This window comes from uncultured Paraglaciecola sp., from assembly GCF_937123705.1.
GTDB lineage: Bacteria > Pseudomonadota > Gammaproteobacteria > Enterobacterales > Alteromonadaceae > Paraglaciecola.
In genome coordinates this window covers 22,831-36,743 of sequence record NZ_CAKZKO010000012.1, presented here as the reverse complement: position 1 = coordinate 36,743, position 13,913 = coordinate 22,831, and the positions used below count along the sequence as shown (strand labels likewise).

General features: G+C 41.9%; 11 protein-coding genes. 4 read left to right on the top strand and 7 right to left on the bottom strand.

All coding sequences use genetic code 11. The features are described from left to right. Positions 1 to 105 precede the first annotated feature (105 nt). The 6 genes from Q0688_RS02525 to Q0688_RS02500 all read right to left on the bottom strand — a co-directional run bounded on the left by Q0688_RS02525 (position 106) and on the right by Q0688_RS02500 (position 6,787). The gene (locus Q0688_RS02525; protein WP_299072780.1) at positions 106 to 657 is read right to left on the bottom strand and encodes a DUF1294 domain-containing protein; all 552 of its coding nucleotides are present in this window, start codon (positions 655 to 657) and stop codon (positions 106 to 108) included. A gap of 293 nt (positions 658 to 950) precedes the next feature. After that, entirely contained in the window at positions 951 to 1,412 is a 462-nt protein-coding gene (locus tag Q0688_RS02520) for a Rid family detoxifying hydrolase (protein ID WP_299072777.1), read from the bottom strand. A 19-nt stretch (positions 1,413 to 1,431) separates the two neighbouring features. Continuing rightward, on the bottom strand, positions 1,432 to 2,514 hold the full coding sequence (locus Q0688_RS02515; protein WP_299072773.1) for a dienelactone hydrolase family protein: 1,083 nt from the start codon (positions 2,512 to 2,514) through the stop codon (positions 1,432 to 1,434). A gap of 11 nt (positions 2,515 to 2,525) precedes the next feature. Beyond that, positions 2,526 to 4,775 (bottom strand): TonB-dependent receptor, encoded by a 2,250-nt coding sequence (locus tag Q0688_RS02510; RefSeq protein ID WP_299072771.1) that lies wholly within the window; start codon positions 4,773 to 4,775, stop codon positions 2,526 to 2,528. 476 nt (positions 4,776 to 5,251) lie between these two features. Then, the gene (locus tag Q0688_RS02505; protein WP_299072768.1) at positions 5,252 to 6,382 is read right to left on the bottom strand and encodes an S-(hydroxymethyl)glutathione dehydrogenase/class III alcohol dehydrogenase; all 1,131 of its coding nucleotides are present in this window, start codon (positions 6,380 to 6,382) and stop codon (positions 5,252 to 5,254) included. A gap of 78 nt (positions 6,383 to 6,460) precedes the next feature. Then, on the bottom strand, positions 6,461 to 6,787 hold the full coding sequence (locus Q0688_RS02500; protein WP_299072766.1) for a multidrug efflux SMR transporter: 327 nt from the start codon (positions 6,785 to 6,787) through the stop codon (positions 6,461 to 6,463). A gap of 135 nt (positions 6,788 to 6,922) precedes the next feature. Between Q0688_RS02500 and Q0688_RS02495 the strand changes: the two genes are divergently transcribed. The 3 genes from Q0688_RS02495 (at position 6,923) to Q0688_RS02485 (ending at position 11,250) form a co-directional block, all read left to right on the top strand. Further along, the gene (locus tag Q0688_RS02495; protein ID WP_299072763.1) at positions 6,923 to 7,789 is read left to right on the top strand and encodes a LysR substrate-binding domain-containing protein; all 867 of its coding nucleotides are present in this window, start codon (positions 6,923 to 6,925) and stop codon (positions 7,787 to 7,789) included. 155 nt (positions 7,790 to 7,944) lie between these two features. Further along, complete coding sequence (locus Q0688_RS02490) at positions 7,945 to 9,312, top strand: hypothetical protein (RefSeq protein WP_299072760.1); 1,368 nt, start codon at positions 7,945 to 7,947, stop codon at positions 9,310 to 9,312. Positions 9,313 to 9,552: 240 nt separating this feature from the next. Next, positions 9,553 to 11,250, top strand: coding sequence for a hypothetical protein (locus Q0688_RS02485; protein WP_299072757.1), 1,698 nt, complete (start codon positions 9,553 to 9,555; stop codon positions 11,248 to 11,250). Between the two features lie 27 nt (positions 11,251 to 11,277). On the opposite strand, the gene Q0688_RS02480 is transcribed toward Q0688_RS02485, so the two are convergent. Beyond that, entirely contained in the window at positions 11,278 to 13,257 is a 1,980-nt protein-coding gene (locus tag Q0688_RS02480; protein ID WP_299072754.1) for a toll/interleukin-1 receptor domain-containing protein, read from the bottom strand. Positions 13,258 to 13,524: 267 nt separating this feature from the next. On the opposite strand from Q0688_RS02480, the gene Q0688_RS02475 reads away from it, so the two are divergent. Further along, a complete protein-coding gene (locus Q0688_RS02475; RefSeq protein ID WP_299072751.1) occupies positions 13,525 to 13,821 on the top strand; it encodes a hypothetical protein in 297 nt (98 codons plus the stop codon). Positions 13,822 to 13,913: the final 92 nt, after the last annotated feature.

Sequence of the window (13,913 nt, the reverse complement as noted above, 5' to 3'; positions counted from 1 at the left end):
TCTCAATATTCAAACCAAAATTTACTTGAAACCCTTGCCACTATTGAGTTAACCCGCATTTTCCCGCCAAATTTTATTAGATCCCACTTTTATCAATCTATATCGTTACCTACAATTTACCAAAACCGTCATCCAAAATGCAATCCTGAATTCTTTCTTTTGGGATTTATGACGCAACAATTGTTGAGCAAATGCGGCGCCCGGCCAACCCCCTGCTAAAGCTAGTCCATGCAGCGTGGCCTCTGAGGTGCGCCAATCGCCATTTTTGGCATTAGATTTATCGAATGCATAAACAATATATGTGAATAGACTTAACAGGCAATAAGTCACTGGAATCAAATGTGGAATCTTCCCTAGCAACCAAGTGATAACGATTGTAGCTAAAAAAAATACCGCCAGATACATAGAGAATTTATTGACTTTCTTGGTTGGTTTTCTAGTCAGTTTTTCGCCACTAAAGGTTGCTTCAATGGCGTTTGTTCGTCCTTTTTTATCTGCAGATAAGGTATAAGTGATTATATCGTTAATGGCCGGAACTCGGGCTTTGTTATTAAATCCACTTTTGTGGATAAATATATGACTACCTTTATCTAATGGCGCAATAAAGCCAAATGCTTTTTCTGCATTCCAACTAATAAGCTTCCCTTTTCCTCGCATTTTACGGACTCCATTTTAGTCTCTTTACTCAAGGGTATAACGTTAGAAAGAACAATTCATGAGCGAGCTAAATACTTATGTATAAGTTACAAAGCCCATAATTGAAAAAGGTAGCTCAAAAGCATCGGCTTTGCCGACTGAAAGGCTTTGGTTGCTTTGTGATTCATTAACATGAGATGTCTTTGTGAACTTTCTTATAAATAATATTGGGTGTTTTCATATCTTGGTTATGACGAAAAATATACGTCTAGCATTTAGTCAAGAGCGAGTTATCTCACTCTTGACTAATTAGGTTAATCAGCACTTCCAGCCAACGCCATACATTCTATTTCAACCCGTGCGCCTAAACCTAAACCACTGCCGGCTACTGCGCTACGGGCCGGTAATTTGTCGTTGAAGTACGTCACATATACCTCATTCACCATGCCCCATTCTTTGATGTCGGCCAAAAACAAGGTGCATTTGATCACCTTGTCCATATCCGAACCAAAATGTTGTAGCGTAGTTTTGATGTTTTCCAGTGCTTGTTGGGTTTGTGGTTTAACTCCACCTTCTATCAACTCTAATGTGCCGGGTTTAACACCCAGTTCACCGGATAAATACAACATATCACCTACTTTCACTGCTTGTGAAAAGGGTAAGTTGAGGGCTTTGAAAGCGGGTGTGCTAAGGCGCTCTATATCAGCATCTGCCATTGCCATTGTGGATGTTGAGGCCAGAAATAGACTGCTCAGAAGTAGGTAAATATTTTTCATGATGATCCCTTTGTCTTGGTTAATCGAGCAAATAACGTTTGCTTAACTGTTTTAGTACGACATTAGACTGCTGGTGGGTGTCTTTATCTTGTCCCATTGCATAACCCTGTGACATGCAGCTTTTTTTCATCTGGCCGAGTAAAGCTAAGCGGAAATGAAACTTCTGCTCACGAGTTTTCAGAGGTGGAACTGCAAGGGTGACGCCGTTAATTTTCCAGTCTCCATTATCCATCAACACTTGTTCGCAAGGTGCTGGGTTAAGAGTAGCAATAAATTCTCTTGGTTGAGGCATTTCCCAGCCATGAGCGGCTCTGGGGTATATGACACTGCCAATGGCAGAGCCTGCCGTTCGTAACTTATTTTCGATGTTGGCACAGGCTACCAAATCGTTAGATTGATCTTCGGCTCCACGTAAGCTAAACAATGGGGCTCCGGTGGTTTTTGGGGTCTGCAAATCAAAATGACATGGGCCGTAATAATCCAAATGCAGAGCAAATGGTGTTACACCCTGAGCCAAATTGTCATAAATTCGCTTATCCAGTGCGGAGCGAGTGGCCATGCCGCCATAAGAAAACCCCATTAGGCCGATTTTATTGGTATTGATTGCCGGATGCCGATTGAGCATACGTAACGCGCCATAGGCATCGGCTACCTCATCTGCATCGCTCACTATGGCCACTCGTAAGCCATAAGGTGTTGCATCAGTGACACCCCGTGCGCCGTAGGTATCAACTACCAAACCGGCAATGCCCCAGCTGGCCAGTAACTTTCCATAGGCCAGCTCACGGCTGGGCAATATGCCGCCGCTGCCATGTAAGATCACCATGGCTGGGACTTTGTGCTTAGCTGATGCATTCTTGGGTAAAAACAACTGAGCCTTGACCCGGGTATCTAGCAACGAACCATCGGGATGGACCAGTAATTTATAATCACCTGCGCTGACTGAGTCGAAATACAGCTCCCCTTGGCTACTTGCATTTAGCTGACTCACATCGGAATAAATTGGCAAGTTAGGCAGTGGTGGTGGCTGTTGGGCCAGTGCGTATACACTGGCGAGCAACAATAATAGGACTGATGGCCCTTTGAATAATATGCTCTGCATTAATTTATTCCTTAAAAGTTATATACTATTTCAACGCCGTAGGTGCGTGGCTCAGCATAGTTGTTGGTGACCGTGCCGAAAAAATCCTTACGGTTATCGATAACATCGCGCACATTGGCTAGATTACGCCCCCAAAAATACACTTCCCAATCGCCTTCTTGGCCGAGTATACCAATACGTGCATTAACCAGAGTGATAGTGTCTACATGACCAAAACTGACGGGGGTACCATCACGCAGTACTTGTGTTTTGACGTTGTCTACTGTGGTGAAGAAGCCCGCGCTGTGGGAGAGATCCATGCGCCAGATGATATCGGCATTTAGCGCTGCTAATTCGCTTATATACTGGGCGCTAAAGGAGAAGTTATTCTTCGGTGCATTGACTAAATCATTGCCTTTGGCGTTTTCACCACTGGCTAAGCCGCCTGGGAAATCGTCATACTGGGTATCGAGTAACCCGGCGCTGGCCTGAATTTCCAGATTAGAAATGGGTCTATAGGTCATTTCCAGCTCCAGACCTTGAGTCTTGGCCTCGGCCGCATTACGGATTGAAATAGAAGACGAACCATTGCCCAAGTCGATAAACTGGTTAACCTGATAGTCTTTAAACTGTGAGCTAAAGGCCGCCATATTCACAATCAGTCGATTGGAATAGAAGTTACCTTTCAGCCCTAACTCGGCACTGCCCACGGTTTCTTTGGCAAAATCAATGCCGGCTGCCAAGTCAGAATTGGTCACAAAATCTAGGTTATAACCCCCGCTTTTAAAACCGGTGGAATATTTGGCGTAGCCATTGAGTTGCTTGTTGATGGCATGGTTAAAACTTAATGCATAGGATAAATGGCTGTCATTGCGATTTTGCATAACATCGCCAACACCAATGCCGAAAATACCGGATTCGGAGCCATCTAGTTGCCAATTGACCTCTTTGTCTTCGTCACTGTAGCGTAATCCTAATGCTAGGCTGCTTTGCTCATTGAGATCGTAGCCACTGTTGAAATACAGCGCATAGCTGTCGGTGGTTACGTCGCCGTCGCTAAACACATGTGTACCCGGTGTATTGCCGAGCAAAAATGACTGAGCACCATTGATGGCATCGCGGCGGCTGTGAGCATCTTGTTGGTATAGATACAGCCCAGCTACGTAATCGAATGCTCCTTGGTCTTGGGGAGAAATCAATTGGAACTCCTGAGACCATTGCTTGTATTGATCTGAATATTCGATGGCCAGCAAGTCGGCGGCTGAATAGTCAGAATCGTTCCGATAAAAGATGTCAGTATCGCGGTACGCTGTGATGGACTTTAGATCATAACCATTTTCGAAATGGTACGCTAAATCTAGCGAACCGCCGCTGATGTCTCGCTCCTCTAACGTATCAAACGTAATCGCAACTTCATCTTTATTGGGTGAATCGGTGTTTAGGCTGATCCCTTGTGTATCTGAGATGGCTTCTCCAAGCATCGATAAACGGTCGGTTTCTGTCTTATCATAACTGAAATTTAACTCCAAATTATCACTAAGCTGAGAGCGGAACTGGGCCCGATAAGCCAGCGAATCTCGTTCTGCCATATCGTTACCGCTAAGTAAGTTTTTCACATACCCGTCGCGGTCTAACTTACTAGCTGAAAATTTTATGGCAGTATTATCCGATAAAGGTAGGTTTACTTGGCCCTGAAATTCCCGTGCGCCCATGTTTCCAATTGAGGCGCCTACTTTGCCTTCCAGTACGTCTGAGGGTTTCTTGGAAATGAGGTTGATAGCGCCAGCCACGGTATTTTTACCAAATAGCGTGCCCTGCGGTCCACGCAATACTTCGATGCGTTCTAAATCGAGCAATTCCTGATTAAGGGCTGGCGACTGGCCCAAGTAAACGCCATCCAGATAAACCCCCACGCGAGTATCGAAGCCAATGTTACGACTATTGGCTCCTACACCACGAATGGTAATCGCTGAGGTGAAATCGGTAGCGCGAGAAACGCTCACATTTGGAATGAAATCAGATAGCTCGGCAAGTTGGGTGATGCCTGTTTGGTTGATATTCTCGGCACTGAATGTCGAAATGGAAATGGGGACTTCCGACAGGTTTTGTTCACGTTTTTGCGCGGTTACTACCACAATTTCATATTCTTCATCTTGTTGTGCAACGGGAGTCTGCTGTGCCCATGCTGTTTGGCTGGTCAGCAGACCGATAATGACGGTGGTTAAAAAATTTTTATTAAACAGTGGGCGGACAGATGTGTTCATACAATGTTTGATTTTCATAATATTCTCTTTGTTCAAGTTTAGATTTATGAATAAAAAATTTACCATTTTAGTGTGCTGCTATATTAACCAGTTGGCAAGTCTCTATTAGCGTATCGAACTATTTTATATCCTTATAATTATGAATTCACTGAGCATTGTCTGTACTTCCTAAGTTGTTAGTTAAAAGAGTTTTTTGTTGATTTTGATTGATGTTCTCGTGACCTGTTAGGTTATTACAAAACGTTAATTGGTGATTGAGTTTAGGGTATGCAGGGGAGGTGAATATTGTTAGAAATCTTAGAACCAATTGGTATTGTTTTGATGATTTATATTCTTGAATTTTGGGAGTTTTTGTATCGGCCCATCGGCTTCCATATTGGCTGCATGAATAGTTTGCCGTGGTATTACGACAGCCTATTCAAAATGATTTGGTGGCCTTAAAATGCTGCCTTCATAACTGTTAAAAGGCAGCATTCAAATTGGGATAGATGCGACTATTTATCGAAATGTATAACGGTGCGAATGCTTTCGCCTCTATGCATTAAGTCAAATGAATCATTGATGTTGTCTAAGCTCATAGTGTGGGTAATAAAATCACTTAATTTGAACTCACCTTGTAAGTAACGCTCAACGTAATCAGGTAGTTCAGAGCGGCCTTTAACACCACCAAATGCAGAGCCACGCCATACACGGCCGGTAACTAATTGAAACGGTCGGGTGGCTATTTCTTGCCCTGCACCGGCTACCCCAATGACGATCGATTCCCCCCAGCCTTTATGACAACACTCAAGGGCTGAACGCATTAGGTTCACATTGCCAATACACTCAAACGAGTAGTCAACACCGCCATCAGTTAATTCAACAATGACGTCTTGAATAGGTTTTTCGTAGTCTTTTGGGTTGATAAAGTCAGTCGCCCCTAATTTTTTTGCTAGTTCGAATTTACTTTCGTTAATATCGATTGCAATAATACGACTGGCTTTTGCCATTGTTGCACCTATAACAGCAGACAGCCCAATGCCACCAAGTCCAAAGATAGCGACTGTGGCACCTGCTTCGACTTTTGCGGTATTCATTACCGCGCCCATACCAGTGGTAACGCCACAGCCTAGAAGACATACTTCTTCGAGTGGCGCTTCTTTATTGACTTTGGCTAATGAAATTTCTGGCAGTACTGTGTACTCAGAAAACGTCGAACATCCCATATAGTGGAAGATCGGCTGCTCATCTTTATAAAAACGAGTAGTGCCATCTGGCATCAACCCTTTACCTTGAGTTTCACGGATTTTTTGGCACAGATTGGTTTTACCAGACAAGCAGAACTTACATTCGCCACATTCAGGTGTATACAAAGGAATAACATGATCCCCTACTTTTACACTAGTTACGCCTTCACCTACTTGTTCGACTATACCGCCACCTTCGTGACCCAAAATCACTGGGAATATGCCTTCGGGATCATCACCCGATAAAGTAAATGCATCGGTATGGCATACACCCGAGGCCACAACTTTCACAAGTACCTCACCATGGCGAGGTAACATAACGTCAACTTCTTCAATCGACAATGGCTGTTTTGGACCCCATGCGATGGCGGCTTTTGACTTAATAAATTTATCTGACATTTTTATTCTCACTGTTTGATGAATGATGTTTAAAGGTGTTTGAGGCTATTCAAATTGTTTGTTATTTAACCAAGATAATTAGTGGTTATGACCTCCCGAAAGATTGATCATGGCAATGCCAATCGCGACAAGTGCCATGCCAGTCCATGTTGTAAGGTCAAGATGTTGCCGGTAGATAATTGTAGATAACAAGGTCACTGTGATGATAGCCAGCCCTGCCCATAAAGCGTGTACGATACCTATGGGCATGCCTTTCATAGCTTGCCCTAGAAACATGAAAGCAGCTAAGTGACCGAGTAACACAAAAGCGCTAGGGAATGGCTTTGTGAAGCCATCGGTCTCTTTCAATGCAACATGAGACATAGCTTCAGCAGCAACACCTAAAATCAAAAATATCCAACTCATGTTTACTTCCTAAAATCTCATGCAAGGTTTATGACCTAAGTCACAGCGTGATTGTTTGGCAAGTATTATATTTGTTTCTAAATAAATGATAATGTGTGATTTTGGTAAATAACTATTACTTATGAGTAATAAAATATGAAGTGGGAAGGTATTAGCGAATTTGTTAACGTGGCCGAAAACGAAAGTTTCACCAAAGCCGCAAAAAGCATGGCGATTTCGACGGCGCAGGTAAGTCGTCAAGTTAGTGCTTTAGAGAAACGTCTTAACATAAAATTGTTTTATCGTACTACTCGCAAAGTATCATTAACTGAAGAGGGGCGAGTGTATTATCAGCATTGTCGCAGCGTACTCGACGGCTTGGACGCTGCCGAGCGGGCGGTTACCAACTTGCAATCCAAGCCTCAAGGCAAAATTAAACTGACTGCCCCCGTCACTTATGGTGAGCAACAAATATTGCCACTAGTGAGCGATTTTATGCTGCAATATATGGATATTGAGGTGACGGCTTATTTAAGTAATCTGCAAGTTGACCTAGTTGAAGAAGGGTATGATTTAGCTATTCGACTCGGTAAATTACCCGACTCGAGCATGATGGCAAAGAAACTAGGTAAACGAACCAACTATGTTTGTGCGTCTCCGGCCTACCTCAATAAAAATGGTGTTCCACACTCCCTTTCAGAGCTGGATATGCATAGTTGCCTAAAGGGCACGCTTGATTATTGGCACTTTAAGAATTCACCAAAAGGAAGAAAAGTAAGAGTGTCAGGGAGGTTACGTTTTAACAGTGGCTATGGCTTGGTCGATGCAGCAATAAAAGGGCTGGGCATAGTGCAATTACCTGATTATTATGTTCAGGAATATCTAAAAAGTGGCGATTTGGTCACCTTACTAGACAATTACCGTGAGCCAGATGAAGGTATTTGGGCGGTCTATCCTCATAATCGCCACTTATCACCAAGAATTAAGTTATTGGTGCAATATTTAGACGCTAATTTAACCTAGCAATTGCCGTTCTTGAAGTCAGAGCGGGTATGCATCAATTGGTCAATTCTAATTTGGTTTCCTAAATAACCGAAAAACTGAGGTAAGTCGTTTACTTTATTTGAGTAAAGCATAATCATTGGTTTAGGGTAAGCAATTATGGAGGAGGTAATAACGTGAAAAAGATTAAGCTTATTCAGGACGAAAACCTTTCTGTAAAAGTGAGTTATCAGTTATTGCCAAATGATTTCCAGCGCTTCGATTTGTACTTTTCTTTGCCGAATGAAATGGGTATCAGCCCCAAAACGTTAGAAGAGGAGCAATATTTTCATAACAGTATTCAAAGCCACAGTGCCTATTATTCCGATCAGTTGCATTTGCCTTTGGTTCGTAGTCGTTTTATTAGCCAAAATAAAGGTGAAAAAAGTGACTATCGCTTAAATTTAAACTTGTTTTCCTATCAAATTCGTATTGCTTTAGATACCGATATAAAACAAACCCTTAAGATTAAAGAGTCACAAGAGTTTTACCCAAAAGCGATAGAACTAGCCGAACAGATTTCGGGGTTACTAAAAAAATTAAGGCGATACACTCCGCCGGACCAAAATCTAAAAGCCTACTTCGAAAATGCCGATAATTTCCTGAGTTGGCAAGTTGAGCAATCATTTTTAAAGCTGCTTTCACGAGCGCCTAAAAGTAGCGATTTTAGCAGTGAAAGAGAGTTTTTATTGAAGCTGTGCCGCAGTGAAAACGATTACCGCGAACAAAACCACTATAACTCGCAAGTTACTTTAGACGACCCTAATCGCATCACCAATAAAATGCGCTTGTTACAACGTTTAATTGAATATGGTGTGGTATTTCAAAAAGAGGTTAAAAGCCTCAATAGTAATTTAAACCGTATTGTTCGCGGCACGGTCACAGCCATTATCATGGCCTTTGTGATGGTGTTAGTGTTAAACGCTCGTACTAATTTTACTGAGGTAACTATAGCCCTAGTCGGTATGTTAGGTGTGATTTACGGATTGCGGGAGATATTCAAAGACGATATTACCCGCTTAATATGGCGCCGTATTCAAAAAGGCCTGCCAAAATGGAGAATTATTTATAGCCACAGTGTTAATAAAAGTCGCATAGCGAGTCAAACCATTTGGCTGGAATACATTCGCAATAAAGATCTACCCAAACAAGTGGATGAGTTATTTCAAAACCGCCGCCAGCAAAATAAACAAGAAGCACAGTTACTGCATTTTCGCAGTGACACTAAAGTTAATGCCAAAGGTTTTTTACCGGGGTACGATGCCATTCAACAACGTATTAATTTTAACTTGACGCCTTTTATTCGATTCTTAAAAAAGGGCGAAGGCCGTTTATATGCACTCGATAATAACAAGATCACCAAACAAGCCGTAGAGCGCCGTTATCAAATCAATGTGGTGTTAATGCACATCAACAAACAAAACCAACAACACACTCAGCGTTTTAAAATTACCTTGAACCGCTCGAATATTATTAATATTGAGGCGATTAAGATTGGTGATTAAAATAAAGTTTCAACTATCGCCGCAGCTAGCTAATCCATTGACATTTTCGTAAACCCCAATTGAATATAACAACCCGATCCCCGTTTTAGATGATATAGAAAGGAAAAATAACCGCAGCGGCAAGCCCCAGCTTTGTGCTTAGCGATTCCGAGTAAAGATAGATACTTTTCATTGAATTCAGTATTTCATCAATGCTAGCGTGTACACTTCTTAATCGTTTTTATTTGCAGGCTATTAAAAATGGCGTCAGCATTAACCATCAATATTGGTGTGACAGGGCATAGAGACATTCCCGAGCAAGACCATGATGCGCTTGCCAAAGCGCTTAAAGAAGAACTACTTGCCACTCAAAAAAAGTATCCAAATACCACTATCAATATTTTATCTGGGTTGGCTGAAGGAGCCGACCAATTAATGGTCAAGGTGGCCTTTGAATTAGAACTGGCTGTTATCGCTATTTTGCCTTTTGAGATTTCAGAGTACGAGAAAGACTTTACCACTTCAGACTCACAACAAACCTTTCGCAAGCTGTTAACACAATGTACTGATGTGCAGGTTTGTCCATTAATATTACATCTGCCTCGTGAGCAAGGGTATCGCGAACTCGGTAAAAAGTTAGTGGGCTGTTCGGATATTTTAATTGCATTGTGGGATGGGGTTATCAATGAAGGAAAACTTATCGATGGCACCCAAACCTTGCCTGGTGGGACGGCCGATGTGGTTAAAATGTGTGTGGAAGGCTTAGTAGATGAAAGTAGTTTGTTGTTTTCAAAGCCAAATAAAACCTATTGTAAGTGGCTGGTATGTAACCGTACACGACATGGGAGTCTGCCAGCTAGTATACAATCCTATGCGCACATAGGCACTTGGCAAAGCTTACCAATCAGTGGTCAACAAGACGAGAAGCTTCAGAATGATATTTTAAGTAAAACCGAGCGTTTTAATACTGAAGCGTTGAGTATTAGTGATAAACAAAAGGCAGATAGCGCGGCCTATTTATATGGTAAAAACCCGCCCCAGGATGGGGTGAAATCTATTCAAAAAATTGTCGATGTTTATTGTGTGGCCGATTGTTTAGCGCAGATCAGGCAAAAACAACGTTTTCAGTCTTTAAAATTGATCACCTGTTTGTCGTTTATTGCGATATTTGCGCAACAAATTTATGCGGGGTTGTTTCCCACTATAAGTTGGTTTTTGGCCCATGTATTTTTGGTTGGCTTAGTCATATTTATATACTGGAAATATTTTGTTGGCAGCGACTCTAAGGAAGAAGAATTTGTGGAATGGCGGGTGTTTGCAGAAGATCTAAGAGTGCAAATATTTTGGCATTTGGCAGGCATTGCCGAGCATAGCGCCAATAATTACCGTACCACTAAACTCTATGAAATGGATTGGATAGTCGATAACTTAAACAAGTTAATGTTGCATATTGCTGCGCCAAGTAGCCATCACATACAATTTGTTAGAGAAGCGTGGATCCAAGATCAGCGAAACTATTTTTACGGGCAACGGGGCGAAAGAGGCAGGGCTGCGGAGTGTCTGTTAATAGCAAAGCGCTATCAAATTAAGTCGATTGTTTTGTTTGTTAGTGCAATCTTATTGATGTGCCTAAGTGTGATAAAGATTCATTTAAATCTGTGGCCTGCATTTTCTTCTGAGGTGCTTTTCATTGTCATTGCCATGGCGTTTATCAGTTCAGCATTGCTTAAAACGTTTTCCTCACAAATGGGTTTTGATGAGTTAAGCCAGCGATATTTGCGCACCGGCTATTTTTTCCAACAAGCGATGAATCGCATGGCATTACTAGACAAAGACAAACCAGACGACATTCAAACTTATCAACAAGTGATTAAAACCATTGGTATTGAGGCACTCAACGAAAACGCTGCATGGTTGCAACTCCACAAAATGAATGCCTATCAGATTCAGGTTACTTAACTCAACAGGCTCTAGTCAGTTTGTGGATTAGTCGGGTTTTTGGACAGCATACAAACTGTCTAACTTAGGCCATAATTCAGCGGCACGATCAGGTTGGTCAGTGCGTTCGTAGACCACAATCAAGTCTTCTAATACTTCGATAAGGATATCGTTTTTATTATTTAATTTAATCAATTCGGCGTAACATTTAGCCAGAATGGATTCGGCCTCTTTGAGTTTGTTTTGAGCGAGTAGCGTGCGCGCTAAACCTGCGTGTACTCCCAGCACTATGGGATCAAACGCAGCAAAAGAATGACTCAGTACTTGTAATGATTCGCGCCAATTTGACTCGGCGGCAGAAAAGTCCTTTTGGGCGACATCTAATAGCGCAAGTGACCAAAGGTAATTGCCAATAAATTCATGATTAGGGCGTACTTCTCGGTCTATTTCTATAGCATTTATTAATAGCTCTCTGGCTTTTTCATGATCACCGTCCGATGTGATGAGGAAACTAGCAATGTTTCCCATGGTTTGCGCAACCTCTGGATGCTTCTTACCAAATATTTGTTGCAGCATTTCCAGTGATTGCCAGTACAACGGCTCTGCAAGATCAAAACGTTCCATATCGGTGTAGTGAATGCCAAGATTATCCAATGCAAAGGCCACATTGGGCGCGACTTCGCCATATACCTTTCGTGAAAGTGCTAGAGATTCTTTATATAAAGGTTCGGCTCGCTGATAGTCACCTAATGCACTAATTTGGTTTGCTGCACGGCGTATATACAGCTCTAGTTTTTTTGGGGTAACTTCTGGTGTAATGCGAGCATTGCGAAGCACTTCTTCGCTATATTCTACGGCGAGTTTGTCTTTACCTAACTTAGACATGGCCGAAGACATATTGCTAAGGGCGTCTATTGTCTCTATGGACTTATCACCATGTAACTTTCGATTAATAAGTAGCGATTCAATGGCGTATTTTTCCAATGCTAGATAATCGCCTTGATGCAGGGCGATATTGGCTAAATCATCCAAAGAGGCTAAGGTATCGGCGTGCTTATCGCCTAGATGTTGTTGGCGTATTCGATAGGCGTCATTCTTTACATTACGTGCTTCAGAATACAGTCCCAGCGCTTGATAAACCGAGCCTAAGGTATATAACAATTTCGCTTGAGTAAGAGGCTGTTCTACTAAATCTGATTGGGCTGTTTCTTTCGCTCGGTTGATAACGTCATGAGCCGTTACGGCGTTACCAAGTGACTCCCTTGGGTCAAATAATTCAAACATACCCACCAAAAAATTCGCTACTTTTTCGGCTTCGGTCTTGGCTTTCACTGCGACATCCTTTGATGCAATCGCTTCATCTCTAGCAATAACACTTAAGGCTTGTTGTTGCCTGGCAAAATCACGTTGCTCTAAGGCATAAAAAGACAAAAATGAGGTGACTGCCATTCCTATTACTGATGCAGCAGCTATAGCCATCATGCGTTTTTGTCCTCGAATAGCATCGCGGCGGATTAACTCGTCTAAGCCTACGTTAATCATTCCTGAAATAATCTTCAATTTAGCCATAGCTTTACCATCAAAGCCTGCTCTGGCGTCGGCGGCTAGGGGTTCTATATTACTAGAGATTTCATCTCCCGAGCTATTGAAGTCGACTAGTGTATTGGCAGGAAAGCTACATTCAGGTTTGTCTATCAATAGGCACAGTACGTTATTGCTGCGGCCTAACATTTTAAATTTTTTAACTTCTTCATTTACCCAACGAGATTGAGCCGAGTGTTGTGAGCAAATCACAATAAGATACTCAGAGTCTGCCATGGCCTGTTGAATAACATCAGACAAATTACCGGAAGAAGCCAGCTCATCACGATCACGAAAAATTGGCGTTAAATGGTTGTTTGCAAGTGAGTGTTTTTGTACTAAACGTTTAGGAATACGATAAGTTTCGAGCGCATTATGCAACCAACGAGCCCAAGACTCGTCTGCATGAGAGTAACTGATAAATGCCTTATACTTTTTATGTGCCATGGCGCAAACGACAATTTCTTAATAGAAAGTAGAATAGACACAACACAAAATTTATACAATATGCGCAGCTAGGGCATTTCTATTTAATTCAGAGTTCGAATGGTTTTTACAGGTGTTCTATACACCTGAGTTTTAAACCGGTGATTCAGCAAAACTAGAAACTAGTGGCTTGTTGATACCAGTCAAAACGGCCCAAAAGCAAGCTTGGCATTATTGAGTTTTATTGATATAAATCTATTGTAATGGAAAGTTAAGGAAATGATTTAAATGGAAAAAGTTGCTTTTATCGAATACTGCGCCCAGCAACTAAATCGGGTGTTTGTTGCTACTAAAAAAGGGCAACCTAATGACAAACTCAAACACCAAACTGAAGGATTATTGCGGGCTGCTGAATTGTTAGACATCATTAATCGTACTCAAGCACTTAAATTATTAGAAGATGAGCACGTTAAAGTATTTGGCGTAACGCCAGAACAAAGAGCAGAAAAGAAGCAGTTTTTGGAAAAGGTAAAAGAGGCTTCTTCTCTGGACTTTTTTGAAATCCCTGCAATTCAAAGACGATAGTGTGTTTTGAACCTTGAACTAGATGAAAAGTAGGTGTCAAACGGTAATTACAACACCAGCATTTGCAATATATGCAACAGTTGGTTGAATGG

Excerpts from the sequence above, each read along its gene's own strand:
- Q0688_RS02475 (WP_299072751.1), top strand. The coding sequence starts at position 13,525 with ATGGAAAAAGTTGCTTTTATCGAATACTGCGCCCAGCAACTAAATCGG.
- Q0688_RS02525 (WP_299072780.1), bottom strand. The coding sequence starts at position 657 with ATGCGAGGAAAAGGGAAGCTTATTAGTTGGAATGCAGAAAAAGCATTT.
- Q0688_RS02485 (WP_299072757.1), top strand. The coding sequence starts at position 9,553 with ATGGCGTCAGCATTAACCATCAATATTGGTGTGACAGGGCATAGAGAC.
- Q0688_RS02510 (WP_299072771.1), bottom strand. The coding sequence starts at position 4,775 with ATGAAAATCAAACATTGTATGAACACATCTGTCCGCCCACTGTTTAAT.
- Q0688_RS02500 (WP_299072766.1), bottom strand. The coding sequence starts at position 6,787 with ATGAGTTGGATATTTTTGATTTTAGGTGTTGCTGCTGAAGCTATGTCT.
- Q0688_RS02515 (WP_299072773.1), bottom strand. The coding sequence starts at position 2,514 with ATGCAGAGCATATTATTCAAAGGGCCATCAGTCCTATTATTGTTGCTC.
- Q0688_RS02495 (WP_299072763.1), top strand. The coding sequence starts at position 6,923 with ATGAAGTGGGAAGGTATTAGCGAATTTGTTAACGTGGCCGAAAACGAA.
- Q0688_RS02480 (WP_299072754.1), bottom strand. The coding sequence starts at position 13,257 with ATGGCACATAAAAAGTATAAGGCATTTATCAGTTACTCTCATGCAGAC.
- Q0688_RS02520 (WP_299072777.1), bottom strand. The coding sequence starts at position 1,412 with ATGAAAAATATTTACCTACTTCTGAGCAGTCTATTTCTGGCCTCAACA.
- Q0688_RS02505 (WP_299072768.1), bottom strand. The coding sequence starts at position 6,382 with ATGTCAGATAAATTTATTAAGTCAAAAGCCGCCATCGCATGGGGTCCA.